At 61.3% G+C, this 22,198-nt stretch carries 25 protein-coding genes; 15 read left to right on the forward strand and 10 right to left on the reverse strand.

Annotated elements, in window-relative coordinates:
• Window positions 1-76 precede the first annotated feature (76 nt).
• From C4K40_RS24705 to C4K40_RS24735, 7 genes are all read left to right on the forward strand, one after another.
• Entirely contained in the window at window positions 77-655 is a 579-nt protein-coding gene (locus C4K40_RS24705) for an Rnf-Nqr domain containing protein (RefSeq protein WP_022640602.1), read from the forward strand.
• Window positions 652-1,908 (forward strand): electron transport complex subunit RsxB, encoded by a 1,257-nt coding sequence (gene rsxB / locus C4K40_RS24710; protein ID WP_053131662.1) that lies wholly within the window; start codon window positions 652-654, stop codon window positions 1,906-1,908. Before C4K40_RS24705 ends, rsxB begins: the two co-directional genes overlap by 4 nt.
• Window positions 1,895-2,884 carry an RnfABCDGE type electron transport complex subunit D gene (locus C4K40_RS24715; RefSeq protein ID WP_053131665.1) on the forward strand — a complete coding sequence of 330 codons (990 nt, stop codon included), beginning with the start codon at window positions 1,895-1,897 and terminating at the stop codon, window positions 2,882-2,884. Before rsxB ends, C4K40_RS24715 begins: the two co-directional genes overlap by 14 nt.
• Window positions 2,881-3,492, forward strand: a complete 612-nt coding sequence (locus C4K40_RS24720; protein ID WP_053131668.1) for an RnfABCDGE type electron transport complex subunit G — start codon at window positions 2,881-2,883, stop codon at window positions 3,490-3,492. Before C4K40_RS24715 ends, C4K40_RS24720 begins: the two co-directional genes overlap by 4 nt.
• Window positions 3,485-4,069 carry an Rnf-Nqr domain containing protein gene (locus C4K40_RS24725; protein ID WP_053131671.1) on the forward strand — a complete coding sequence of 195 codons (585 nt, stop codon included), beginning with the start codon at window positions 3,485-3,487 and terminating at the stop codon, window positions 4,067-4,069. Before C4K40_RS24720 ends, C4K40_RS24725 begins: the two co-directional genes overlap by 8 nt.
• Window positions 4,070-4,076: 7 nt before the next feature.
• Complete coding sequence (gene nth, locus C4K40_RS24730; RefSeq protein WP_022640607.1) at window positions 4,077-4,715, forward strand: endonuclease III; 639 nt, start codon at window positions 4,077-4,079, stop codon at window positions 4,713-4,715.
• Window positions 4,716-4,822: 107 nt separating this feature from the next.
• Window positions 4,823-5,002, forward strand: coding sequence for a PA3496 family putative envelope integrity protein (locus tag C4K40_RS24735; protein WP_022640608.1), 180 nt, complete (start codon window positions 4,823-4,825; stop codon window positions 5,000-5,002).
• Window positions 5,003-5,139: 137 nt separating this feature from the next.
• Here C4K40_RS24735 and C4K40_RS24740 read toward each other — a convergent pair whose 3' ends face one another.
• The 5 genes from C4K40_RS24740 to C4K40_RS24760 all read right to left on the reverse strand — a co-directional run bounded on the left by C4K40_RS24740 (window position 5,140) and on the right by C4K40_RS24760 (window position 9,457).
• On the reverse strand, window positions 5,140-5,766 hold the full coding sequence (locus C4K40_RS24740) for a response regulator transcription factor (protein WP_053131674.1): 627 nt from the start codon (window positions 5,764-5,766) through the stop codon (window positions 5,140-5,142).
• 313 nt (window positions 5,767-6,079) lie between these two features.
• Window positions 6,080-6,319, reverse strand: a complete 240-nt coding sequence (locus C4K40_RS24745; RefSeq protein WP_053131676.1) for a hypothetical protein — start codon at window positions 6,317-6,319, stop codon at window positions 6,080-6,082.
• A gap of 177 nt (window positions 6,320-6,496) precedes the next feature.
• Entirely contained in the window at window positions 6,497-6,916 is a 420-nt protein-coding gene (locus tag C4K40_RS24750; protein ID WP_022640611.1) for a hypothetical protein, read from the reverse strand.
• A gap of 279 nt (window positions 6,917-7,195) precedes the next feature.
• Window positions 7,196-8,413, reverse strand: coding sequence for an argininosuccinate synthase (locus C4K40_RS24755; protein WP_022640612.1), 1,218 nt, complete (start codon window positions 8,411-8,413; stop codon window positions 7,196-7,198).
• A gap of 129 nt (window positions 8,414-8,542) precedes the next feature.
• On the reverse strand, window positions 8,543-9,457 hold the full coding sequence (locus tag C4K40_RS24760; RefSeq protein WP_022640613.1) for an OmpA family protein: 915 nt from the start codon (window positions 9,455-9,457) through the stop codon (window positions 8,543-8,545).
• 157 nt (window positions 9,458-9,614) lie between these two features.
• Between C4K40_RS24760 and pyrC the strand changes: the two genes are divergently transcribed.
• Together pyrC and rnt are read left to right on the forward strand one after the other, a co-directional pair.
• Complete coding sequence (pyrC, locus tag C4K40_RS24765; protein ID WP_053131679.1) at window positions 9,615-10,661, forward strand: dihydroorotase; 1,047 nt, start codon at window positions 9,615-9,617, stop codon at window positions 10,659-10,661.
• Window positions 10,658-11,326 carry a ribonuclease T gene (gene rnt, locus C4K40_RS24770; protein WP_022640615.1) on the forward strand — a complete coding sequence of 223 codons (669 nt, stop codon included), beginning with the start codon at window positions 10,658-10,660 and terminating at the stop codon, window positions 11,324-11,326. The genes pyrC and rnt overlap by 4 nt, the downstream gene beginning before the upstream one ends.
• Before the next feature lie 60 nt (window positions 11,327-11,386).
• On the opposite strand, the gene C4K40_RS24775 is transcribed toward rnt, so the two are convergent.
• Window positions 11,387-11,989 carry a peroxiredoxin gene (locus C4K40_RS24775; protein WP_022640616.1) on the reverse strand — a complete coding sequence of 201 codons (603 nt, stop codon included), beginning with the start codon at window positions 11,987-11,989 and terminating at the stop codon, window positions 11,387-11,389.
• 324 nt (window positions 11,990-12,313) lie between these two features.
• Here C4K40_RS24775 and C4K40_RS24780 point away from each other — a divergent pair, with 324 nt between their 5' ends.
• Complete coding sequence (locus tag C4K40_RS24780) at window positions 12,314-12,532, forward strand: bacterioferritin-associated ferredoxin (protein WP_022640617.1); 219 nt, start codon at window positions 12,314-12,316, stop codon at window positions 12,530-12,532.
• A 203-nt stretch (window positions 12,533-12,735) separates the two neighbouring features.
• A complete protein-coding gene (bfr, locus tag C4K40_RS24785; protein WP_022640618.1) occupies window positions 12,736-13,209 on the forward strand; it encodes a bacterioferritin in 474 nt (157 codons plus the stop codon).
• Between the two features lie 128 nt (window positions 13,210-13,337).
• On the opposite strand, the gene grxD is transcribed toward bfr, so the two are convergent.
• From grxD to C4K40_RS24800, 3 genes are all read right to left on the reverse strand, one after another.
• A complete protein-coding gene (gene grxD, locus C4K40_RS24790; RefSeq protein WP_022640619.1) occupies window positions 13,338-13,679 on the reverse strand; it encodes a Grx4 family monothiol glutaredoxin in 342 nt (113 codons plus the stop codon).
• A gap of 96 nt (window positions 13,680-13,775) precedes the next feature.
• Window positions 13,776-15,884 (reverse strand): molybdopterin oxidoreductase family protein, encoded by a 2,109-nt coding sequence (locus tag C4K40_RS24795; protein ID WP_053131681.1) that lies wholly within the window; start codon window positions 15,882-15,884, stop codon window positions 13,776-13,778.
• A gap of 134 nt (window positions 15,885-16,018) precedes the next feature.
• Complete coding sequence (locus C4K40_RS24800) at window positions 16,019-16,309, reverse strand: hypothetical protein (RefSeq protein WP_022640620.1); 291 nt, start codon at window positions 16,307-16,309, stop codon at window positions 16,019-16,021.
• Window positions 16,310-16,722: 413 nt separating this feature from the next.
• Here C4K40_RS24800 and argF point away from each other — a divergent pair, with 413 nt between their 5' ends.
• Both argF and C4K40_RS24810 read left to right on the forward strand, forming a co-directional pair.
• Entirely contained in the window at window positions 16,723-17,643 is a 921-nt protein-coding gene (gene argF, locus C4K40_RS24805; protein WP_031320415.1) for an ornithine carbamoyltransferase, read from the forward strand.
• Window positions 17,640-18,749, forward strand: a complete 1,110-nt coding sequence (locus C4K40_RS24810) for an ABC transporter ATP-binding protein (RefSeq protein WP_031320416.1) — start codon at window positions 17,640-17,642, stop codon at window positions 18,747-18,749. The genes argF and C4K40_RS24810 overlap by 4 nt, the downstream gene beginning before the upstream one ends.
• A 58-nt stretch (window positions 18,750-18,807) precedes the next feature.
• On the opposite strand, the gene ybaK is transcribed toward C4K40_RS24810, so the two are convergent.
• Window positions 18,808-19,278: a Cys-tRNA(Pro) deacylase gene (gene ybaK, locus C4K40_RS24815; protein ID WP_053131683.1), complete on the reverse strand. Its 471-nt coding sequence runs from the start codon at window positions 19,276-19,278 to the stop codon at window positions 18,808-18,810.
• 371 nt (window positions 19,279-19,649) lie between these two features.
• Between ybaK and C4K40_RS24820 the strand changes: the two genes are divergently transcribed.
• A complete protein-coding gene (locus tag C4K40_RS24820) occupies window positions 19,650-20,498 on the forward strand; it encodes an MIP/aquaporin family protein (RefSeq protein WP_031320417.1) in 849 nt (282 codons plus the stop codon).
• A 76-nt stretch (window positions 20,499-20,574) separates the two neighbouring features.
• Window positions 20,575-22,080, forward strand: coding sequence for a glycerol kinase GlpK (glpK, locus tag C4K40_RS24825; protein WP_022640625.1), 1,506 nt, complete (start codon window positions 20,575-20,577; stop codon window positions 22,078-22,080).
• Window positions 22,081-22,198 lie beyond the last annotated feature (118 nt).

Below are 22,198 nucleotides of genomic sequence, written 5' to 3' on the forward strand. Positions count from 1 at the left end.
GCATATCTGGGCAGTCACGCGCGCGCGTGGAGTTTGCCTACTCTTGAGGGACAGCCTGCTTGCACCGGCATCGACCATGACCCACTTCCTGCTCGCTCTCATCAGCACCGCCCTGGTCAACAACTTCGTGTTGCAGTGGCCGCTGGGCGTCGATCCGCTGTTGCAGTCCCAGGCTGGCCACAGGCGGCAGGTCCACGCCCTGGGCCTGGCCACCACGGTCTTGATGCTGGTCAGCAGCGTGCTGGGCCAGCTGCTCTATCGTGGCCTGCTCGAGCCTTGGGGGCTGGCATCGCTGCAACTGTTCTTCTGGCTGCCCCTGAACGTGCTGCTGATCCAGCCGCTGCTGGGCTTGCTGGCGCGGATTCTGCCCGGTTGGCCGTTCGACGGTCTCTGGCTGTTGCTCCTGGGCAATGCCGGCGTGCTTGGCCTGTTGCTGGTAGGCAGCCGCGATGATCTGGGGCTGGCGACCCTCGGCGCCATGGCCCTGGGAGCCGGCCTGGGTTTCTGGCTGGTACTTGGCTTGTTCAGCGACCTGCGCCAGCGCGTCTGCAACAACGATGTTCCCCTGCCCTGGCGGGGCCTGCCCCTCGACTTGATCGGCGCCGGTCTGCTGGCAGTGGCGTTCCTGGGCTTCAACGGAATGGTCAAACCATGAGTCTGATTCAACGCATCGATGCCCTCTTGCCGCAAACCCAATGTGGCAAGTGCGGCCATGGCGGATGCAAACCCTACGCCGAAGGCATCGCCAAGGGCGAGGCCATCAACAAGTGCCCACCCGGCGGCGAGGAAACCATCGCCGGCCTGGCCCGGCTACTGCAATTGCCGGTCATCGAACTGGATCGCAGCCGCGGCGAAGCCCCGGCCCAGGTGGCCTACATCCGCGAAGCCGAGTGCATCGGCTGCACCAAGTGCATCCAGGCCTGCCCGGTGGACGCCATCGTCGGCGCGGCCAAGCTGATGCACACCGTGCTGGTCGATGAATGCACCGGTTGCGATTTGTGCGTGGCGCCCTGCCCGGTGGATTGCATCGACATGCTGCCCCTGGCCCTGGGCCAGGTGGTACCGATTGTCGGCGGCCTGGCCGGCAGCCCCGAGCAATTGCAGGCCCGCAGCAGCAAGCGCGAGCACGCCAGGCGCCGCTTCGAACAACGCAACCAACGCCTGCTGCGTGAAGAAACCCGACGCCTGCTGCGTGAAGAAACCCGACGCCTGCTGCGTGAAGAAACCCGACGCCTGGCCGAACGCCAGGCCCGGGCGCAAAAGGCCGCCCAACCTGTCGCAAGCGGCGACAACCCGGTCCAGGCGGCGATCGAACGAGTTCGTGCGCAGAAGGCCGCGGCTGCCGATGCCGCGCTGAAAAAAGCCAAGATCGAATTAGCCATGAGCCGGACCCAGTTGAACAAGTCCCTCAAGGCCTTCGGTCATCCGCCCACCTTCGAGCAACAGTCGCAACTGATCGTCCTGCAGCGTCAGTTCGAAGCCGCCGAGCAGGCCCTGGCTCGCCTGGAAGCCCAAACCCCAGCCACGCCACCAGTGGCGACGCCCAAGGATGCCAATCTCAAGCGCGCCAAGATCCAGCTGGCCACACGCCGCGCCGAACTGAAAAAAGCCCAGGCCGCAGGTGCTCCACAGGCTGAACTGGAGGCGCTGGGCGCAGCCCTGGCGGCTGCCGAACAGGACCTGCATGCCGCCGAGGATGCCAGTGCCAAGCCGGCACCGGTGCTCACCCGTACCGAGAAGCGGCCAATCGACCCGCAACTGCGCCGCCTGAAGACCGAGCTGGCCTATGCCCGGGCCGAGCTGCACAAGTTGCAACGCCAGGCAGGCAGCAGTGCCGAACAATTGACCCAGGCCCAGGCACGCCTGAGTGAAGTCGAACGCCAGGTGGACGCCCATGCCGCTGGCTGAGGGCGCCGACCCACGCCTGCACCAGGCCATGCAGCGAGTGCTGCTGGCCACTCTGCCAGGCCTGCTGGTACTGCTGTGGCTGTATGGCTGGGGAGTGCTGTTGAATCTGCTGCTGGCCGCTGGTGCCGCACTGGCCATGGAGGCGCTGGTATTGCGCCTGCGCAAGCGCCCGCTGCTGGCGTCCCTCAGCGATGGTAGCGCCCTGGTCAGCGCCACTCTGCTGGCCTTGGCCCTGCCGGCCTACTGTCCCTGGTGGCTGGCGCCAAGCGCCGCGGCCAGCGCCATGCTCCTGGGCAAGCACCTGTATGGCGGCATCGGGCAGAATCCCTTCAACCCGGCCATGCTCGGCTATGCCCTGGCCCTGCTGTGCTTCCCGCAGTCGATGACCCGTTGGCCTGCCCCCCAGGCCATGGGCTTGCTGGACGGCCTGCAACTGGTCTTCGGCCTGGACGGTTCGCGTCCCGATGCCTGGGCCCAGGCCACTGCGCTGGACAGCCTGCGCATCAACAAGAGCCTGACCATCGACGAGCTGTTCGCCGCCAGCCCGGCCTTCGGTCATTTCGCTGGTCGCGGCGTCGAATGGGTCAACCTGGGCTTCCTGGCCGGCGGACTACTGCTGCTGCAACAGCGAGTCATCAGCTGGCATGCCCCTGTTGGCATGCTCGGCAGCCTGCTGCTCATCAGCTTGCTGTGCTGGAACGGTACAGGCTCCGACTCCCACGGCTCGCCGCTGTTCCACCTGCTCACCGGGGCCAGCATGCTCGGCGCCTTCTTCATCGTCACCGAACCGGTATCAGGCCCCAAAGCAGCCAGGGCACGCTTGCTGTTCGGGGTCGGGGTCGGCCTGCTGACCTACCTGATCCGTACCTGGGGCAGCTACCCTGACGGCCTGGCCTTCGCCGTGCTGCTGATGAACCTGGCGGTGCCCGCCCTGGAACGCCATTGCGCCCGCGAACCAGCCGGGAGCCGACCATGACGACCCCACGCAGCCTGTTGTTGCTGGCAGCCCTTGGCATCCTGGGCATCGGTGCCACGCTGTGGTTGCAACATGCCAGCGCCCCGCGGATCGAAGCCGAGCAAAGAGCCCTGCAAGCGCGCAAGCTGCTGGACCTGCTGCCAACGGACAGCTATGACAACCAGCCCTTGGATCGGCCAGTGCCACTGCCTGCCACGCAGCTGGCCAACAGCCGCCTGCTCGAGGGCTACCTGGCCACCCGCAATGGCCTGCCCAGCGCCCTGCTGCTGCGCAGCCAGGTTACGGGGTATGCCGGCCCCATCGAGCTGCTGATCGCCATCGACAATCAGGGCCGCCTGCTGGGCAGCAAGGCCCTCAGGCAGGAGGAGACACCGGGCCTGGGCTCCCACATCGGCGATCAACCCAATCCTTGGCTGACCGGGTTTTCCGGCAAGTCCCGCAACGATCCCGGTGACGCAGGCTGGGCACTGAAGAAGGACCAGGGCCAGTTCGACCAGATCGCCGGCGCCACCATCACCTCCCGTGCAGTGATCAGTGCCCTGCACGATGCCCTGCGTTACTTTGACGAACACCGCGCCACCCTGCTCGAGGGAGCCGACCATGAATAAGCCGCTGGCGCTGCCCGGGCTGTTGATGCTGCCGGCACTGATCGGGGCGACGGATTCCTGGGTCAAGGCCCTGGGCATGACCCTGGGCTTTGGCTTGCTGGCGACGGCTTTCGGTCTTGGCATGCGCTCGCTACGCCCGCATCTGCAGGCCGGTGGCCCGCGCCTGCTGGCCAGCTTGTTGCTGGCCGCCGGCCTTGGCAGTTGCCTGTGGCTGGCCGCGCAGGCCTGGAGCCTGGAGTTGCACAAGCAACTGGGCCTGTACCTGGCGCTGTTGCCCTTGCAGTGCATAGCACTGGAACAGGTGGGATTTTTCCAGCATGCCGACCGGCTACGCCTGGCCCTGGCTTTTTGTGCCGCCCTGAGCCTGCTGGGCGCCCTGCGCGAACTGCTGGGCACCGGGGCCCTGGGTAGCCACCTGGGCTGGCTCATCGGCATGACCGATACCGGGAGCGGCTGGGTAGTGGCCAATGGCGGCTTGCACCTGCTGACTCTCGCCCCGGGCGGTTTTATCCTGCTGGGCCTGTTGCTGGCCGCCACCCGGGCCTGGACCCTCTACCGATCGCCTTCGAGGACATGAATCACCCATGAATGCAGCCAAACGCCTGGAAATATTTCGCCGGCTCCATGAGGACAACCCCGAACCGAAGACCGAACTGGCCTACTCCTCGGCATTCGAACTGCTGATCGCCGTGATCCTTTCGGCGCAATCGACCGACGTCGGGGTCAACAAGGCGACTGCCAAGCTGTTTCCCGTGGCCAACACCCCTGCAGCCATCCATGCCCTCGGGGTCGATGGGCTGTCGGAGTACATCAAGACCATCGGCCTGTACAACAGCAAGGCCAAGAACGTCATCGAAACCTGCCGCCTGCTGGTGGAACGCCATGGCGGCGAGGTACCGCAGACCCGGGAAGAACTCGAAGCCCTGCCGGGCGTTGGTCGCAAGACCGCCAACGTGGTCCTCAACACGGCTTTTCGCCAATTGACCATGGCCGTGGATACCCACATCTTCCGGGTCAGCAATCGCACCGGGCTGGCGCCAGGCAAGAACGTGGTGGAAGTGGAAAACAAGTTGATGAAGTTCGTGCCCAAGGAATATCTGCTGGACTCCCACCACTGGCTGATCCTGCACGGTCGATATGTTTGCCTGGCCCGCAAGCCACGTTGCGGAAGTTGTCGGATCGAGGACCTGTGCGAATACAAGCAAAAGACTTCCGATGATTGATCGAGCATTGATTTTCTTCATGACTCGATTGAAAAAATCTTTTTTACCCGCCAGGAGAATATCGATATAAGGAGCGCCAATGGCAGTCCTAGCCTGGAGTCGACCTTATGAGCACTGGCAAAGAACAACTGGACGTAGAAGACGATTTCACCGCGGCTGAAACAGACGATGCCGAACCTGTGGTGGAGGTGGCGAAGACCAACCTGAGCAAGCGCCGCACCATCGACAATCTTCTGGAAGAACGGCGCCTGCAAAAGCAGCTGGCCGATTACGATTTCGATCTTTAGTAACGAGAAAACCTCCGACTGGAGGTTTTCTCGTTACTGGTTTCTCCTGCTCCCACGGTCGGCCTTAGAGGCCGACCAAGCGTCCGCATTATTCAGGGATCATCCCGCCCGCTACAGTCCTTGCTATCGGAAAAACTTCATATCAACCGGTGCCGCTGGGCAAACTCGATCAGGTCGACCAGTGACCGGGCATTGAGCTTGGTGAGCAATCTTCGCTTGTAGGTACTGATGGTCTTGTTGCTCAGACATAGTCCTTCGGCGATTTCCTTGTTACTCATTCCACTGGTGAGTTGTTTCAATACCACCAACTCACGCCCTGACAACAGTTCGATCATTTCTTCCTCGCTGCTGACTCCCTGGCTGGAACGGAAAGTGTGCAACGCTTCATTGGGGAAGTAGCTGTAGCCGGCCAGCACCGCCCGCACCGCGCTGATCAACTCGGTAATGTCCTGCTGCTTGCACACATAACCCGCCGCCCCGGCCTGCATGCAACGCATGGAAAAAGGCCCGGGCGTCTGCAGGGTCAACACCAGTATCTTGATCGGCATGGCCCGTGACATCAGCCGCGTTATAACTTCAAGCCCATCAAGTTGTGGAAGTCCAATATCCAGGATCAGGATGTCCGGCACATACTCCACGGCCAACTTCAATGCATCCGCGCCATTGTCCGTTTCCGCTATAACTTCAAAACCATGTCGCTCCATCAACATACGTACGGCCAGACGAGTTACCGGATGATCATCCACGATCAAGACTCTTTTCATAGGTCCGTCCACGTCCTGAGATTTTTAGAGCCAGCACCATACCCGAGAGAATTGACGCTGGCACCGTGTATCAGGCGGCTACGACTGTAGGAGGACGTTCCTTACAAGCAATACCGAATTGCCTTACAAAATAACTTTCACACTGAACAACAAACTTTAAAGGCACATAAGACCAATCAACAACCAAGCTACTTTCCGTACTAACAGAAATTTAATAAAAACATGACAAGTATTGTTTCTAAAAGTTTAAATCACTCAAAATCCCAAACTAACAAACGACCACCCCATGATTTAGCTCCATCTAAATATTCATCTATTGAGTTTGTCTTCGACTGATCAAGTGGGCCTTTACTTCATCCGCATATGCGACCAGCCGCTCCTCGTCGTCCTGGAACAACTGGCACATCCTCACCAGCGCCTCGGCATCCGCACTATTGCCTGCCTGGCGCAGCAATTCAGCGATACGCCTGAGTTCCACCGCCGACCAGCGCAAGTCGGAAGCCGTGCCTTGCAGGTCACGCCGGAGACTCTGTTCCACATCGTTAAGCCGCATGCTGATCTCCCTGATTTTCGTCGATCCCCAACCCTGAACATGATAGGCCCTGCCCCGCAGGCTGCCAGGCTGCTCGCCAACCGGAGGTTGCTGGAAACCTGGGCAAAAAAAACCGGAGCCCCGCAGGGGCTCCGGATCGCCTACTCATATCAGGCAAGGATCAACGACACTTCGCCCTCATTTATCGCAAGTGGCGTGGTAGCGCCCCTTGGGATTCTTGTATGAGAAAGCGTGGCAGGTCTTGAGGCGGGTATCGGGGTCGGTGGATTTATAGACGTAGGCAGTTACATGCTGCTTGCCCTTGAACGGCTCAATGCCACCTATGTGCCAAAGACTTTTCTTCAGGTAGAGGTCAGTGTTGGCGATGCTGTTGTAGCCATTGGTGATGGATTCACTCGCCGAAAGGCTGAGGGTCTGGCGAATGGTCGTATTTTCTCCATCGGTGGACTTGGTCTCGAGCTGCACTTCGGTAATGGCATCCCAGGTGCTGCATTCCTCATCGCCACAGACATAAACCGCCGCCAGCGCATGGCTGGAAAGCACAGCCAGGCCCAGCGTCGAGGCCAGGGGAAACAGGTAGGATCTGAGCGTTTTCATTGGAGTCCCTCCCAATAGGAACTTGATAGGCGCAACGGTAAGTTAGGGTCTGGCCCTTACCCTGTACCGACGGCCTATTGGCAGCCAGGGGCAGGTACCGCTAACGACCTTATTCCCGCCCGTGTGGCGCTACCACGCGGAACCGCTTCCCCGACAAGCCGCCCAGAGACCCCGAGCATTTGCCGGCCCCATGCAAAACGCCGCTGGTCTCACAATGAGCCAGCGGCGTTTTGGGTACGACGGTGTGCCTATGGCGGCCTGTCACGGCCGCTCAGGGATTCAGAGCATGCTCCGGCCCTTGTTGGCGGCGATGCGCATGCGCAACGCATTGAGCTTGATGAAGCCTGCCGCGTCCGCCTGGTTATAGGCGCCGCCATCTTCTTCGAAGGTGGCGATGTTGGCGTCGAACAGTGAATCGTCGGACTTGCGGCCGGTGACGATGACGTTGCCCTTGTACAGCTTCAGGCGTACCACACCGTTCACGCTGGCCTGGGAGGCGTCAATCATCTGTTGCAGCATCAAGCGCTCCGGGCTCCACCAGTAACCGGTGTAGATCAGGCTGGCGTACTTGGGCATCAGCTCGTCTTTGAGGTGCGCCACTTCACGGTCCAGGGTGATGGACTCGATGGCACGGTGGGCCTTGAGCATGATGGTGCCGCCAGGAGTCTCGTAGCAGCCACGGGACTTCATGCCTACGTAGCGGTTCTCGACGATGTCCAGGCGACCGATGCCGTTCTCGCCGCCGATGCGGTTCAGTGTCGCCAGCACGGTGGCCGGGCTCATCTCGACGCCATCGATGGCGACGATGTCGCCGTTGCGGTAGGTCAGCTCGATATAGGTCGGGGTGTTGGGGGCCTTCTCCGGGGAAACGGTCCAGCGCCACATGTCTTCTTCGTGCTCGGTCCAGGTGTCTTCCAGCACGCCGCCTTCATAGGAGATGTGCAGCAGGTTGGCGTCCATGGAATACGGGGATTTCTTCTTGCCATGGCGCTCGATCGGGATGGCGTGCTTCTCGGCGTAGTCCATCAGCTTCTCGCGGGACAGCAGGTCCCATTCGCGCCAAGGGGCGATCACCTTCACGCCGGGCTTCAAGGCATAGGCGCCGAGTTCGAAACGCACCTGGTCGTTGCCCTTGCCGGTAGCACCGTGGGAGATGGCGTCGGCGCCGGTCTCGTTGGCGATCTCGATCAGGCGCTTGGCGATCAGCGGACGGGCGATGGAGGTACCCAGCAGGTACTCGCCTTCATAGACGGTATTGGCGCGGAACATCGGGAAGACGAAGTCACGCACGAATTCTTCGCGCAGATCGTCGATATAGATCTCTTTGACACCCATGGCTTGTGCCTTGGCGCGGGCCGGTTCGACCTCCTCGCCCTGGCCCAGGTCAGCAGTGAAAGTCACTACTTCACAGTTGTAGGTATCCTGCAGCCACTTGAGGATCACCGAAGTGTCCAGGCCGCCCGAATACGCGAGAACGACCTTGTTAACGTCCGCCATGCCATCACTCCACGGGGTTGTACGGAAAGCCGTCGAGTCTACCGGTCAATGCGGATAATTTACAGAGGGGCGACAGCTTATGACGCCCAGGCGACAAAATATGTCAGGCGGGCGACGATGAAAACCGGGTCAGGAAGTGGCCGCAGCCCCCGCTCCGGAGGCCGCCTGGGGCGCCGGGGCAGGTTTCTCGGCGGGGGCGGCCCGCTCCAGATGCACGTTGACCCGACGATTCTTGGCCCGGTTGGCGGCATTGGTATTGGGTGCCAATGGATAGCGTTCGCCATGGAAACGCACGACGATCTGGTTTTCGGCCAGGCCATTGGCCTTGAAGAACTCCATCACCGCCAGGGCCCGGCGCCGCGACAGGTCACGGTTGGTCAGGCGATTGCCGCTGTTGTCCGAGTGTCCATCGAGCTCAATGTGATTGACCGTCGGGTCGGCCTTGATGAAGTCCACCATGACCTGCAGCTTGGCCTTGGCCCGGGCATCGAGCTCGATACCACCTCCAGGGAAACCGATCTCGGCCTGCTTGATCTGGTCGTAGTTCATCGGCAGCAACTTGGTCATGCAGGTCTGATAGTCGCCATAGGCCTTGCTGAACTTCACCGGTAGCAGGCGAACCTCGGAAACGCCGCCCTCGCGGGAGTAATGACGGACCACCGGGCTGCGCCCTTCCAGCAAGCCGATGATCAAGCGGCCAGCCTGCATCTGGTTGCTGTTGAACAACACGCCATCGGTGCCGGCCTTGACCGCCCCGAGGTTGATGTCGCCACGACCGGGCTGCCAAGGCGCGGCAGCCGCGAGCAGGGTCGCCGAGCCACCCGCCTGCATCGGGTTGAAACTCTTGAGGCGGAAGATCGCTTGTTCGCCGGCCCGGCGCACGAACTCACCAGAACCGAAATCGGTCACCGGCTGGATCAAGCGGCATTCGAACTTGTCGCCTTCGACCGTCCACTCAATGCTCTCCAGGCGAGTCTGGAAAGTGAGAGCCATCGCGGGCAGGCTGGCAAACACACTGAGCAAGGCTAGATAACGCTGGCGCACGGGAGGCTCCACTGACGTGTACAACAGAAAAATCGACAGGCGTGAATACGCCATACCTTCGGGCTATCGGTCGCTCTGAGCAAAACTTGATAGCGAGTGCCTGCAAGAGTCTTTTCCGGTAGCATTCCCCCCTAGTTTTACCCGCCTGGAACCTCCCATGTCCGACCGCCTGACCCTATTGCGTCCCGACGACTGGCATATCCATCTTCGCGATGGTGCCGTGTTGCCCAATACAGTCGCAGATGTCGCGCGCACCTTTGGCCGCGCGATCATCATGCCCAACCTGGTGCCTCCAGTGCGCAATGCCGCACAAGCCGACGCCTATCGCCAGCGCATCCTCGCCGCCCGCCCGGCCGGCAGCCGCTTCGAGCCGCTGATGGTGCTCTACCTCACCGACCGTACCCAGCCGGACGAGATCCGCGAAGCCAAGGCCAGCGGCTTCGTGCACGCCGCCAAGCTGTATCCGGCCGGCGCGACCACCAACTCGGACTCGGGCGTGACCAGCATCGACAAGATCTTCCCGGTACTCGAAGCCATGGCCGAAGTCGGCCTGCCGCTGCTGGTCCACGGTGAAGTGACTCACGGCGACATCGATGTCTTCGACCGCGAGAAGATCTTCATCGACGAACACATGCGGCGCGTGGTCGAACGCTTCCCGACACTGAAGGTGGTGTTCGAACACATCACCACCGCCGATGCAGTGCAGTTCGTCAAGGAAGCCCCGGCCAACGTCGGCGCCACCATCACCGCGCATCACCTGCTCTATAACCGCAACCACATGCTGGTAGGCGGGATTCGCCCGCACTTCTATTGCCTGCCGATCCTCAAGCGCAACGTCCACCAGCACGCCCTGCTGGATGCTGCTACCAGCGGTAGCGAGAAGTTCTTCCTCGGCACCGACTCCGCGCCTCACGCCCAGCATGCCAAGGAAGCCGCCTGCGGTTGTGCCGGCTGCTATACCGCGTTTGCCGCCATCGAGTTGTACGCCGAGGCCTTTGAACAACGCAATGCGCTGGACAAGCTGGAAGCCTTCGCCAGCCTCAATGGCCCACGCTTCTATGGCCTGCCGGCCAACACCGACCGTATCACCCTGGTCCGTGAAGAATGGACCGCCCCCGCCAGCCTGCCGTTCGGCGAGCTGACTGTCATTCCGCTGCGCGCCGGGGAAAAACTGCGCTGGCGCCTGCTGGAGGATCACTCGTGAGTGACGAACATTTCGACGATGAACAAGAAGGCAGCGGTGGCCCTCGCCACCCCATGGCCGCACGCTTTCGCGGCTACCTGCCAGTTGTCGTCGACGTAGAGACCGGCGGCTTCAACTGCGCCACCGACGCCCTGCTGGAAATCGCCGCTACCACCATCGGCATGGACGAAAAAGGCTTCGTGTTCCCCGAGCACACCTACTTCTTCCGGGTCGAGCCTTTCGAGGGAGCGAACATCGAGCCGGCGGCCCTGGAATTCACCGGGATCAAGCTCGATCACCCCCTGCGCATGGCCGTCAGCGAAGAGACCGCCCTCACGGATATCTTCCGCGGGGTGCGCAAGGCCTTGAAGGCCAACGGTTGCAAGCGCGCGATCCTGGTCGGCCATAACAGCAGCTTCGACCTGGGCTTCCTCAACGCCGCCGTGGCGCGCCTGGACATGAAGCGCAACCCGTTCCATCCGTTCTCCAGCTTCGACACCGCCACCCTGGCGGGCCTGGCGTACGGCCAGACGGTACTGGCCAAGGCCTGCCAGAGCGCAGACATCGACTTCGACGGTCGCGAGGCACACTCGGCGCGCTACGACACCGAGAAGACCGCCGAGCTGTTTTGCGGCATCGTCAACCGCTGGAAGGAAATGGGCGGCTGGCAGGACTTCGACGACTGAAGATCCGCTGCATAAAAAAACCGGCCCTGAGGCCGGTTTTTTTATGCGAGATGCCAGGCCTTACAGCTTGCCGGCGTTCTCGGTCAGGTAGGCAGCAACGCCTTCTGGCGAAGCGGTCATGCCTTTGTCGCCTTTTTTCCAGTTGGCAGGGCAGACTTCGCCGTGCTCTTCGTGGAATTGCAGGGCATCGACCAGACGGATCAGCTCTTCCATGTTACGGCCCAGTGGCAGGTCGTTGACGATCTGCGAGCGAACCACGCCCTTGTCGTCGATCAGGAAGGCGCCACGGAAAGCCACGCCGCCTTCGGACTCTACGTCGTAGGCCTTGGCGATTTCGTGCTTCATGTCGGCAGCCATGATGTATTGAACCTGACCGATGCCGCCGGCATTGATCGGGGTGTTACGCCAGGCGTTGTGGGTGAAGTGCGAGTCGATCGACACGGCGATCACTTCCACGTTGCGTGCCTTGAAGTCAGCCATGCGGTGGTCCAGGGCGATCAGCTCGGACGGGCAGACGAAGGTGAAGTCCAGCGGGTAGAAGAACACCAGGCCGTATTTGCCTTTGATGGCCGAGGACAGGGTGAAGCTGTCGACGATTTCGCCATTGCCGAGAACGGCCGGGACGGTGAAGTCAGGGGCTTGTTTGCCTACGAGAACGCTCATTGGATATCTCCTGGTGTGGACGTACTGATGGAAGAAGGGGACCGGCCTCGAGTCTGTCATTTTGATACGACAGCTGCATGACCTGACCCCGCTTCGCATGAACCGAGCATCATACACGGCGTTTTTAAGCTGTCCTTAGTGGTTTTTTCCCAAGCTGGCCCACAAGGCGAAAAATACCGCTTATCTGTCATTAACGGGAGCAAAAGCCATTCGTCACCCCGACGGAAAACCGCAGGAAATGCTGTCGAAACCACTTTGACAATCATTCTCGTTAACATTAAGATCCATCGCAATTGAGCCCTAACCAGCGACGGTTCTCATCTTATGTATGTCTGCCTCTGCACCGGTGTCACCGACGGCCAAATCCGCGAAGCGATCTACGAAGGTTGCTGCAGCTACCGTGAAGTGCGCCAGGCGACCGGCGTTGCCAGCCAATGTGGCAAATGTGCTTGCCTGGCCAAGCAGGTGGTCCGCGAGACGCTGACCGAATTGCAGACCGCCCAAGCAGCGATTCCCTATCCTGTGGAATTCAGCGTCGCCTGATTTAAACACCCAGATTCAAGAACCGGACCTAGTGTCCGGTTTTTTTATGCCTGCAATTCAATTGCTTAGGTGCAAAACGCGGAACACAAACATTCTTATTCCGATTAATTTTTATATATTATTCAATAACTTAGGTTTGACAGTAATCTATATGCGGCTCAGACTCTGCCCATGTTCAACTAATTAAAGGGCAGGACCCCATCATGAAAGGCGACATTACAGTCATCCAGCATCTCAATAAAATCCTTGCCAATGAACTGGTCGCGATCAATCAGTACTTCCTGCATGCCCGCATGTACGAAGATTGGGGCCTGAACAAGCTGGGCAAGCACGAGTACCACGAGTCCATCGACGAGATGAAGCATGCGGACAAGCTGATCAAGCGCATCCTCTTCCTCGAAGGCCTGCCCAACGTCCAGGACCTGGGCAAGCTGCACATCGGCGAACACACCAAGGAAATGCTCGAGTGCGACCTGCGCATCGAGCGTACCGGGCATGCCGACCTCAAGGCAGCGATCGCCCACTGTGAATCGGCCGGCGACTTCGGCAGCCGTGAACTGCTGGAAGATATTCTCGAATCCGAAGAAGAACATATCGACTGGCTGGAAACCCAACTAGGCCTGATCGATAAAGTTGGTATCGAGAACTATCTGCAATCGCAAATGGGTGACGAGTAACTTAACTCGTAATATTCCCGACAATAAAAAGCCCCGCTTCTTTCCAGAAGCGGGGCTTTTTGCATTACGTGGATATATTCACGTAATGCGCAGGAGCGAGTGCTCTCGCTCCTGCAAGGCAACCTGGATCAGGCTTCGGTCTTGGCTGCGGCTGCTTTCTCGGCAGCGGCCTTGATCAGGGTCTGCAGCTCACCGTTGGCGAACATCTCCGCCATGATGTCGCTGCCACCGACCAGCTCACCATCGACCCACAGTTGCGGGAAGGTTGGCCAGTTGGCGTACTTGGGCAGGTTGGCGCGAATTTCCGGGTTCTGCAGGATGTCCACGTAAGCGAACTTCTCGCCACACCCCATCACGGCCTGCGCGGCTTTCGCGGAGAAGCCACACTGCGGGGCATTCGGCGAGCCTTTCATGTAAAGCAGAATGGTGTTGTTGGCAATCTGCTCTTTAATAGTTTCGATGATATCCATGGAACACCTCGGCTGAACTTTCCGACTCTGTTGTCGGCACGGTGGCGCATTGTAACGGAATCCTGAGCGCGCTGCTTGGCCTCTCCGACAGACATCTCAGGCCGCCACCACCTTGACCGGCACGCCATTGAGCGCCGCATTCCCCGACAACGCATCCAGATGGCGCTCATCGGTCAAGTCATTGGCGCTGCAGCCTGGTTGTCCGCTGGCGATCTCCATCTGCACACCCGGGCGGGCGTGCCCCCAGCCGTGGGGCAGGCTCACGACTCCCGGCATCATATCGGCGCTGGCCAGTACCTCGACCTCCACCGTGCCAACCCGGGAACTGATGCGTACTCGCTGGCCATCGCTCAAGCCACGCTGGGTCAAGTCTTGCGGATGCATCAGCAATTGATGGCGCGGCTTGCCTTTGACCAGGCGATGATAATTATGCATCCAGGAATTGTTGCTGCGCACATGCCGCCGCCCGATCAGCAGCAGCTCATCCACCTGCGGTACAGGCTGTGCGGCAAAACGTTGCAGGTCCGCCATGATCGCCGCTGGCGCTGCCTGGATCCGTCGGTTCTCGGTCTTCAGGCGTTGCGCCAGGTTCGGCTGCAACGGCCCCAGGTCGATGCCGTGGGGGTGCAGGTCCAGGGTTGCCAGGGATAGCCTGAGCGGCGCCCCGTCGCCATAACGTCCGGCACGCAATCCCAGGTCGATCATCTGCGCCGGAGCCATGGTCGGCTTGAGGCTGTTGCCGGTTCTCGCGGCGAACGCCTTGGCCAGGCCGACGAAGATTTCCCAATCGTGCAAAGCCCCCTCGGGCTTGGGCAATATCGCCCGGTTGAAACGACTGACGTTACGCACCGCGAACATGTTGAACGTGGTGTCGTAGTGATCATTCTCCAGCGCCGAAGTGGACGGCAGGATCAGGTCCGCATAACGGGTGGTTTCGTTGATGTACAGATCGATGCTGACCATGAACTCCAGGCCGTCCAGGGCCTGCTCCAGGCGTCGGCCATTGGGCGTGGACAGCACCGGGTTGCCCGCCACCGTGACCAGGGCCCGGACCTGTCCCTCGCCCTCGGTGAGCATCTCTTCGGCCAAGGCGGATACCGGCAGCTCGCCGCCGTATTCGGGAAGTCCGGATACCCGGCTCTGCCAGGCATTGAAGTGACCGCCCGAGGTCGCCGCCACCAGGTCCAGTGCCGGCTCGGTACACAGCGCGCCGCCCACCCGGTCGAGATTGCCGGTGACCAGGTTGAGCAATTGCAGCAACCAATGGCACAGCGTGCCGAAAGCCTGGGTCGAGACGCCCATGCGTCCATAGCAGACCGCCCTGTCGGCACTGGCGAACTCCCTGGCCAACTGGCGGATCTGCGGCGCCGGGATCGCGCACAACGGGCTCATGGCCTCCGGGGTGAAACGGGAAATCGCCTCCCGCACCTGGGCCAATCCATCCACCTGCAGATGACTGTCGCGCATCGGGCCGTCCAAGAAAATGCTGTTCAGCAGGCCGAACAGCAAGGCCACGTCGCCCCCGGGGCGAATGAACAGATGCTGATCGGCCATCGCCGCCGTCTCGCTGCGCCGTGGATCGATCACCACCACCTTGCCGCCCCGGGCCTGGATCGCCTTCAGGCGCTTCTCCACGTCGGGCACGGTCATGATGCTGCCATTGGAAGCCAGGGGATTGCCGCCGAAAATCAGCATGAAGTCGGTGTGATCGATATCGGGAATCGGCAACAGCAGGCCGTGGCCATACATCAAGTAGCTGGCCAGGTGCTGGGGCAACTGGTCCACCGAAGTGGCGGAGAAACGGTTGCGGCTCTTGAGCTGACCGAGGAAGTAGTTGCTATGGGTCATCAGCCCATAGTTATGCACGCTGGGATTGCCCTGGTAGGTGGCCACCGCATCCTTGCCATGGCGCTGCTGGATATCCGCCAAGCGCTCGGCCACCAGGGCGAAGGCCTCATCCCATTCGATCGGCTGCCATTCATTACCGACCCGCCGCACCGGATGGCGCAGGCGATCCGGATCATCCTGGATGTCTTGCAGGGCCACGGCCTTGGGGCAGATATGGCCACGACTGAAGTTGTCCTGGGGATCGCCCTTGATCGAGGTGATCCGCGGGCCGCTTCCCGGCTCTTCGGTGATTTCCAGGGTCAGACCGCAGATGGCTTCGCACAGGTGGCAGGCACGGTGATGGAGAGTCTTGGTCATGGCCAGTCTCTATTGTTCGACGACACCTGCGATCAGGCATCGGAAGCCAGGACTATGGCGTCAGTCCACCAGGCACGCCAGGGATGTTCGTCCCATGAATCCACCACCATCAACCCGGGACATGCTCGCCACCGTCAGTTGGGCGGTAGCCTGGGCAGGCTGTCCATGGACACCGGCACTCTCGATTCCGCTGGTCCTTGTCCGGGATAAGTGCCCGACAACTGGGCAAGCAGGCGCCAATGTTCATCGAGGCCGGCACTGAGGGTCATCATCCGATCGATCATCTTGCGCGCCGCGTCCCGGGTCACCTGGTCATCGCTGCGCAGCAGTTCGAAGGAAAATGTGGTCACCGAGGCCGTCATGTCGGTGAGGGCCCGGGCCGTGAGCCCCAGCAGCGTCATAAGTTGTTGCTCCTTGGACTCCATCGCACACGCTTCCCGGCTGCTGATCCGCCTTTATAACCCCAGCACTTTGCATTAGGAAATGTTTCAGGTTGGCGACCGAGGCTCACCTGGCCGGCAGATCCACGGCCCATGGGTCAGAAAGCGACCACGGCCCCGCGGGCAGCGTCCCTTCGATTGCCAAGCCGTGCCGGGGCAGTGTACAAATGCCCGGCTGCTGCCTGGAAACTGATCTTGAAAATGCCGACGCGTTCGCGTCCCGGCTCCTGTGAACACCCTTGATCGCCGTAGCACTATTGGTAATACGCGACATTTAATTATAAGATCGCGCCTTCCCCATTTCGTCGCCCCGTGCGGCTTCCGCCGCAGGTCCAGCCTATTGTTCGATAAAACAAGGCCTAGAGAATCTGCGGTCCGTGGCAAAAAGGTAGTTAATGATGAGCGCAAGGCACTTTCTCTCCCTGATGGATTGCACGCCCGATGAGCTGGTCAGTGTGATCCGTCGAGGCGTCGAGCTGAAGGACCTGCGTAACCGCGGCGTACTCTTCGAGCCCTTGAAGAATCGTGTGCTGGGCATGATCTTCGAAAAGTCCTCGACCCGTACCCGCCTGTCCTTCGAAGCCGGCATGATCCAACTGGGCGGCCAGGCGATCTTCCTGTCGCCACGCGATACCCAACTGGGACGCGGCGAACCCATCAGCGATTGCGCCATCGTCATGTCGCGCATGCTCGACGCCGTAATGATCCGCACCTTCGCCCACAGCACCCTGACCGAGTTCGCGGCCAACTCCCGCGTCCCGGTGATCAACGGCCTGTCCGATGACCTGCATCCCTGCCAACTGCTGGCCGACATGCAGACCTTCCTCGAGCATCGCGGCTCGATCCAGGGCAAGACCGTGGCCTGGATCGGCGACGGCAACAACATGTGCAACAGCTATATAGAAGCGGCCATCCAGTTCGACTTCCAGCTGCGCATCGCCTGCCCGGAAGGTTATGAACCCAACCCAAGGTTCGTCGCCCAGGCCGGCGAGCGCGTGACCATCGTCCGTGATCCTCGGGAAGCGGTACAGGGCGCCCATCTGGTGAGCACCGACGTCTGGACCTCCATGGGCCAGGAAGAGGAAACCGCCAAGCGCCTCGAGCTGTTCGCCCCGTTCCAGGTCAACCGGGCCCTGCTCGACCTGGCAGCACCGGATGTGGTGTTCATGCACTGCCTGCCCGCCCACCGCGGCGAAGAAATCAGCCTCGACCTGCTGGACGATCCACGTTCGGTGGCTTGGGACCAGGCGGAAAATCGCCTCCACGCACAAAAGGCCCTGCTCGAGTTCCTCGTCGAGCCGGCGTACCACCACGCATGAGCCAACCATTGCTACTGAACCTGCGCAACCTCGCCTGCGGCTACCAGGACCAGCGCGTGGTGCAGAACCTCAACCTGCACCTCAACGCCGGTGACATCGGCTGCCTGCTGGGCTCCTCCGGTTGCGGCAAGACCACTACCCTGCGGGCCATCGCCGGCTTCGAACCGGTACACGAAGGGGAAATCCAGCTGGCCGGGGAAACCATTTCCAGCGCCGGCTTCACCCTGGCCCCGGAAAAACGCCGGATCGGCATGGTGTTCCAGGACTACGCGCTGTTCCCGCACCTATCGGTGGCGGACAACATCGCCTTCGGCATCCGCAAGCATCCGCAAAAGGACCGGGTAGTCGCCGAACTGTTGGAACTGGTCAACCTCAAGCAATTGGGCCAGCGCTTCCCCCACGAGCTGTCCGGCGGCCAGCAACAGCGGGTGGCCCTGGCCCGCGCCCTGGCTCCCGAGCCGCAGTTGCTGCTGCTCGACGAACCCTTCTCCAACCTCGATGGCGAACTGCGTCGCAAGCTCAGCCATGAGGTGCGCGATATCCTCAAGACCCGCGGCACCAGCGCCATCCTGGTTACCCACGACCAGGAAGAAGCGTTCGCCGTGAGCGACCAGGTAGGGGTATTCAAGGAGGGCCGACTGGAGCAGTGGGACACACCCTACAACCTCTACCACGAGCCACAGACTCCTTACGTCGCCAGCTTCATCGGCCAGGGCTATTTCATTCGTGGCCAGTTGAGCAGCCCGGAGTCGGTGCAGACCGAACTGGGAATGCTGCAGGGCAACCGTGCCTACACCTGGCCGACCGGCGGCGCGGTGGACGTGCTGCTGCGCCCGGACGACATCGTCCATGCACCGGACAGCACCCTCAAGGCCCGGGTAGTGGGCAAGACCTTCCTCGGCGCCTCGACCCTCTATCGCCTGCAACTGCCCACCGGCAGCCAGCTGGAGTCGATCTTCCCGAGCCACGCCGACCACCAGGTCGGAGCCGATGTAGGCATCCGCGTGGCCGCCGAACACCTGGTGTTGTTCCAGGCCTCGGGCAGCACCGCCGCACAGATCGCCGCAAACGATTCGGGCGTGCGCCGCTACAGCAACGCCCACTGACGCAAAAAGCCGGCTGCCGCATAACACGGCAGCCGACCTTGCATTCACGTCTCCCGGTTCAGTCTCGCCCGATATCGGCGAACTTGGCCTGGGTATGCTCGGCCAGCACCGCTGCCGACAACTCCACTTCCAGACCACGGCGACCGGCACTGACGAAGATGCTGGCAAAGGGCTGTGCGCTGTTGTCGATGAAGGTACGCAAGCGCTTCTTCTGCCCCAGCGGGCTGATCCCCCCCAGCAAATAGCCGGTGGCACGCTGGGCAGCGGCCGGATCGGCCATCTCGGCTTTCTTCACCCCCGCCGCATGGGCCAGGGCCTTCAGGTCGAGACTACCCACGACCGGCACCACCGCCACCAGCAACTCGCCCTTTTCGCTACTGGCCAGCAAGGTCTTGAACACCTGTGCCGGATCCAGGTTGAGTTTCTCCGCCGCTTCCAGGCCGTAGGAGGCCGCCTTGGGATCGTGTTCATAACTGTGGATGCGATGTTCGGCGCGAACTTTTTTCAGCAGGTCCAGTGCAGGGGTCATGGCAGCTCCAGGGCAATGATGAAAGGCAAAACAAAGCACCCGGATTTTAGGTTATTCGTCGACAAAAGGCTCTATTCCGAGCCTTGAAAACCAACGCCCCACCACGACCGCGCGACCATCGCTGTCAGTCTTGGCACAACCCCCGCAAAGCATTCATTTGACTGATATCTATAAAATGACCACTCGTTCACTTTCGACCTTTGACAGCGGTGTTTCTTGTCTATATTTTTTCGTTTCTGAATATCATGCGGTAGATCCAAGTTGGCACCCAGTAGCAAGACGAGGCCGGAATGGGGATTCCGTCGTCGTTGGAAGTCGCGCTCCATGCCTTTTGCAGCAGCGCCAGACAACAACAAAAACCGAGGTTCACAATGACAACTGCTCTGCAACAACCATCGCTATCGGGCCAATGCATCGCCGAGTTCCTGGGTACCGCGCTATTGATCTTCTTCGGTACCGGTTGCGTCGCCGCGCTCAAGGTCGCGGGCGCCAGCTTCGGCCTGTGGGAAATCAGCATCATCTGGGGGATCGGCGTGAGCATGGCGATCTACCTGACCGCAGGTGTTTCCGGCGCACACCTGAACCCCGCCGTGAGCATCGCCCTGTGCCTGTTCGCCGACTTTGAAAAGCGCAAACTGCCGTTCTATATCCTGGCCCAGGTCGCTGGCGCCTTCTGCGCCGCCCTGTTGGTTTACACGCTATACAGCAACCTGTTCTTCGATTTCGAACAAGCCCACCAGATGGTCCGTGGCTCCCAGGCGAGCCTGGAACTGGCCTCGGTATTCTCCACCTTCCCCAACCCGGCCCTGAGCACCGCCCAGGCTTTCCTGGTGGAAGTGGTGATCACCGCAATCCTGATGGGCGTGATCATGTCCCTGACCGACGACAACAACGGCCTGCCGCGCGGCCCCATGGCACCGCTGCTGATCGGCCTGTTGATCGCCGTGATCGGCAGCGCCATGGGCCCGCTGACCGGCTTTGCGATGAACCCGGCGCGGGACTTTGGTCCTAAACTGATGACGTTCTTCACCGGCTGGGGTGAAATCTCCTTCACCGGTGGCCGTGATATCCCGTATTTCCTGGTGCCGATCTTCGCCCCGATCCTGGGTGCCTGCCTCGGCGCAGCAGCCTATCGCGGCCTGATTGCCCGCCACCTGCCCGATGCCGCGCCGGCTGCGCAAACCGAACCAGCCGCTGACGGCAAGGTCAAGGCTTCCTGAATCCGCTGGCGCGGGATCCTGCCCGAATCGATCCCGCGCCTGTTTCCACTCCCTTATTTCGTCCAAGGCAATCGACATGACCGACATTCAGAATAAGAACTACATCATTGCCCTCGATCAGGGTACGACCAGCTCCCGAGCCATCATTTTCGACCGCGACGCCAACGTGGTCTGCACCGCTCAGCGCGAGTTCGCCCAGCACTACCCACAAGCCGGCTGGGTCGAGCATGACCCCATGGAAATCTTCGCCACCCAGAGCGCGGTGATGGTCGAGGCCCTGGCACAAGCCGGCCTGCACCATGACCAGGTGGCCGCCATCGGTATCACCAACCAGCGTGAAACCACCGTGGTCTGGGACAAGAACACCGGTCGCCCGGTCTACAACGCCATCGTCTGGCAATGCCGGCGCAGCACCGAGATCTGCCAGCAGCTCAAGCGTGACGGCCTGGAAGACTATATTCGCGAGACCACCGGCCTGGTCACCGACCCCTACTTCTCCGGCACCAAGCTCAAGTGGATCCTCGATAACGTCGAAGGCAGCCGCGAGCGCGCCCGCAACGGCGAACTGCTGTTCGGTACCATCGATAGCTGGCTGATCTGGAAATTCACCGGCGGCAAGACCCACGTCACCGACTACACCAACGCCTCGCGCACCATGCTCTTCAACATCCACACCCTGGAGTGGGACGCGAAGATGCTGGAAGTGCTGGACATCCCGCGCGAGATGCTGCCGGAAGTTAAGTCCTCCTCGGAAATCTACGGCCGTACCAAGAGCGGCATCGCCATTGGCGGTATCGCCGGCGACCAGCAAGCGGCGCTGTTCGGCCAGATGTGCGTCGAGCCGGGCCAAGCCAAGAACACCTACGGCACCGGCTGCTTCCTGCTGATGAACACCGGCGACAAGGCGGTGAAGTCCCAGCACGGCATGCTCACCACCATCGCCTGCGGCCCACGCGGCGAAGTGGCCTATGCCCTGGAAGGCGCGGTATTCAACGGCGGCTCTACCGTGCAATGGCTGCGTGACGAGCTGAAGATCATCAACGACGCCCACGACACCGAATACTTCGCCGGCAAGGTCAAGGACAGCAACGGTGTGTACCTGGTACCGGCCTTCACTGGCCTGGGCGCGCCCTACTGGGACCCCTACGCCCGTGGCGCGCTGTTCGGCCTGACTCGTGGCGTGCGCGTGGACCACATCATCCGCGCCGCCCTGGAATCCATCGCCTACCAGACCCGCGATGTGCTCGACGCCATGCAACAGGACTCCGGCGAGCGCCTCAAGGCCCTGCGCGTGGACGGCGGCGCCGTGGCCAACAACTTCCTCATGCAGTTCCAGGCCGACATTCTCGGCACCCAGGTGGAGCGTCCGCAAATGCGTGAAACCACCGCCCTGGGCGCCGCCTACCTGGCAGGCCTGGCATGCGGTTTCTGGGGCAGCCTGGAAGAGCTGCGCGGCAAGGCAGTGATCGAGCGCGAGTTCGAACCACAACTGGCCGAAGCGGAAAAAGAAGAGCTGTATGCGGGCTGGAAGAAAGCCGTCAGCCGCACCCGCGACTGGGAACCCCACGACGAGGCCAAATAAGCCAGATCCTGGACTCCATCTCCAGGCAACCTGGACAGCTCCGCATGACCTGCGGGGCTGCGCAACGAACCGGCATAGCCGCATCCACCACCTGCCGCAGGTGAGGTGTGCGGACCGG

Source organism: Pseudomonas sp. CMR5c (genome assembly GCF_003850545.1).
Lineage (GTDB): Bacteria > Pseudomonadota > Gammaproteobacteria > Pseudomonadales > Pseudomonadaceae > Aquipseudomonas > Aquipseudomonas piscis.

Coding starts and splice junctions, on each gene's coding strand:
- C4K40_RS24775 (WP_022640616.1), bottom strand. CDS start 11,989: ATGAGCGTTCTCGTAGGCAAACAAGCCCCTGACTTCACCGTCCCGGCC.
- C4K40_RS24720 (WP_053131668.1), top strand. CDS start 2,881: ATGACGACCCCACGCAGCCTGTTGTTGCTGGCAGCCCTTGGCATCCTG.
- C4K40_RS24705 (WP_022640602.1), top strand. CDS start 77: ATGACCCACTTCCTGCTCGCTCTCATCAGCACCGCCCTGGTCAACAAC.
- C4K40_RS24810 (WP_031320416.1), top strand. CDS start 17,640: ATGAGCCAACCATTGCTACTGAACCTGCGCAACCTCGCCTGCGGCTAC.
- C4K40_RS24755 (WP_022640612.1), bottom strand. CDS start 8,413: ATGGCGGACGTTAACAAGGTCGTTCTCGCGTATTCGGGCGGCCTGGAC.
- argF (WP_031320415.1), top strand. CDS start 16,723: ATGAGCGCAAGGCACTTTCTCTCCCTGATGGATTGCACGCCCGATGAG.
- ybaK (WP_053131683.1), bottom strand. CDS start 19,278: ATGACCCCTGCACTGGACCTGCTGAAAAAAGTTCGCGCCGAACATCGC.
- C4K40_RS24820 (WP_031320417.1), top strand. CDS start 19,650: ATGACAACTGCTCTGCAACAACCATCGCTATCGGGCCAATGCATCGCC.
- grxD (WP_022640619.1), bottom strand. CDS start 13,679: ATGGATATCATCGAAACTATTAAAGAGCAGATTGCCAACAACACCATT.
- C4K40_RS24715 (WP_053131665.1), top strand. CDS start 1,895: ATGCCGCTGGCTGAGGGCGCCGACCCACGCCTGCACCAGGCCATGCAG.
- nth (WP_022640607.1), top strand. CDS start 4,077: ATGAATGCAGCCAAACGCCTGGAAATATTTCGCCGGCTCCATGAGGAC.
- C4K40_RS24750 (WP_022640611.1), bottom strand. CDS start 6,916: ATGAAAACGCTCAGATCCTACCTGTTTCCCCTGGCCTCGACGCTGGGC.
- rsxB (WP_053131662.1), top strand. CDS start 652: ATGAGTCTGATTCAACGCATCGATGCCCTCTTGCCGCAAACCCAATGT.
- pyrC (WP_053131679.1), top strand. CDS start 9,615: ATGTCCGACCGCCTGACCCTATTGCGTCCCGACGACTGGCATATCCAT.
- C4K40_RS24740 (WP_053131674.1), bottom strand. CDS start 5,766: ATGAAAAGAGTCTTGATCGTGGATGATCATCCGGTAACTCGTCTGGCC.
- C4K40_RS24745 (WP_053131676.1), bottom strand. CDS start 6,319: ATGCGGCTTAACGATGTGGAACAGAGTCTCCGGCGTGACCTGCAAGGC.
- glpK (WP_022640625.1), top strand. CDS start 20,575: ATGACCGACATTCAGAATAAGAACTACATCATTGCCCTCGATCAGGGT.
- C4K40_RS24795 (WP_053131681.1), bottom strand. CDS start 15,884: ATGACCAAGACTCTCCATCACCGTGCCTGCCACCTGTGCGAAGCCATC.
- C4K40_RS24800 (WP_022640620.1), bottom strand. CDS start 16,309: ATGGAGTCCAAGGAGCAACAACTTATGACGCTGCTGGGGCTCACGGCC.
- bfr (WP_022640618.1), top strand. CDS start 12,736: ATGAAAGGCGACATTACAGTCATCCAGCATCTCAATAAAATCCTTGCC.
- C4K40_RS24780 (WP_022640617.1), top strand. CDS start 12,314: ATGTATGTCTGCCTCTGCACCGGTGTCACCGACGGCCAAATCCGCGAA.
- C4K40_RS24725 (WP_053131671.1), top strand. CDS start 3,485: ATGAATAAGCCGCTGGCGCTGCCCGGGCTGTTGATGCTGCCGGCACTG.
- C4K40_RS24735 (WP_022640608.1), top strand. CDS start 4,823: ATGAGCACTGGCAAAGAACAACTGGACGTAGAAGACGATTTCACCGCG.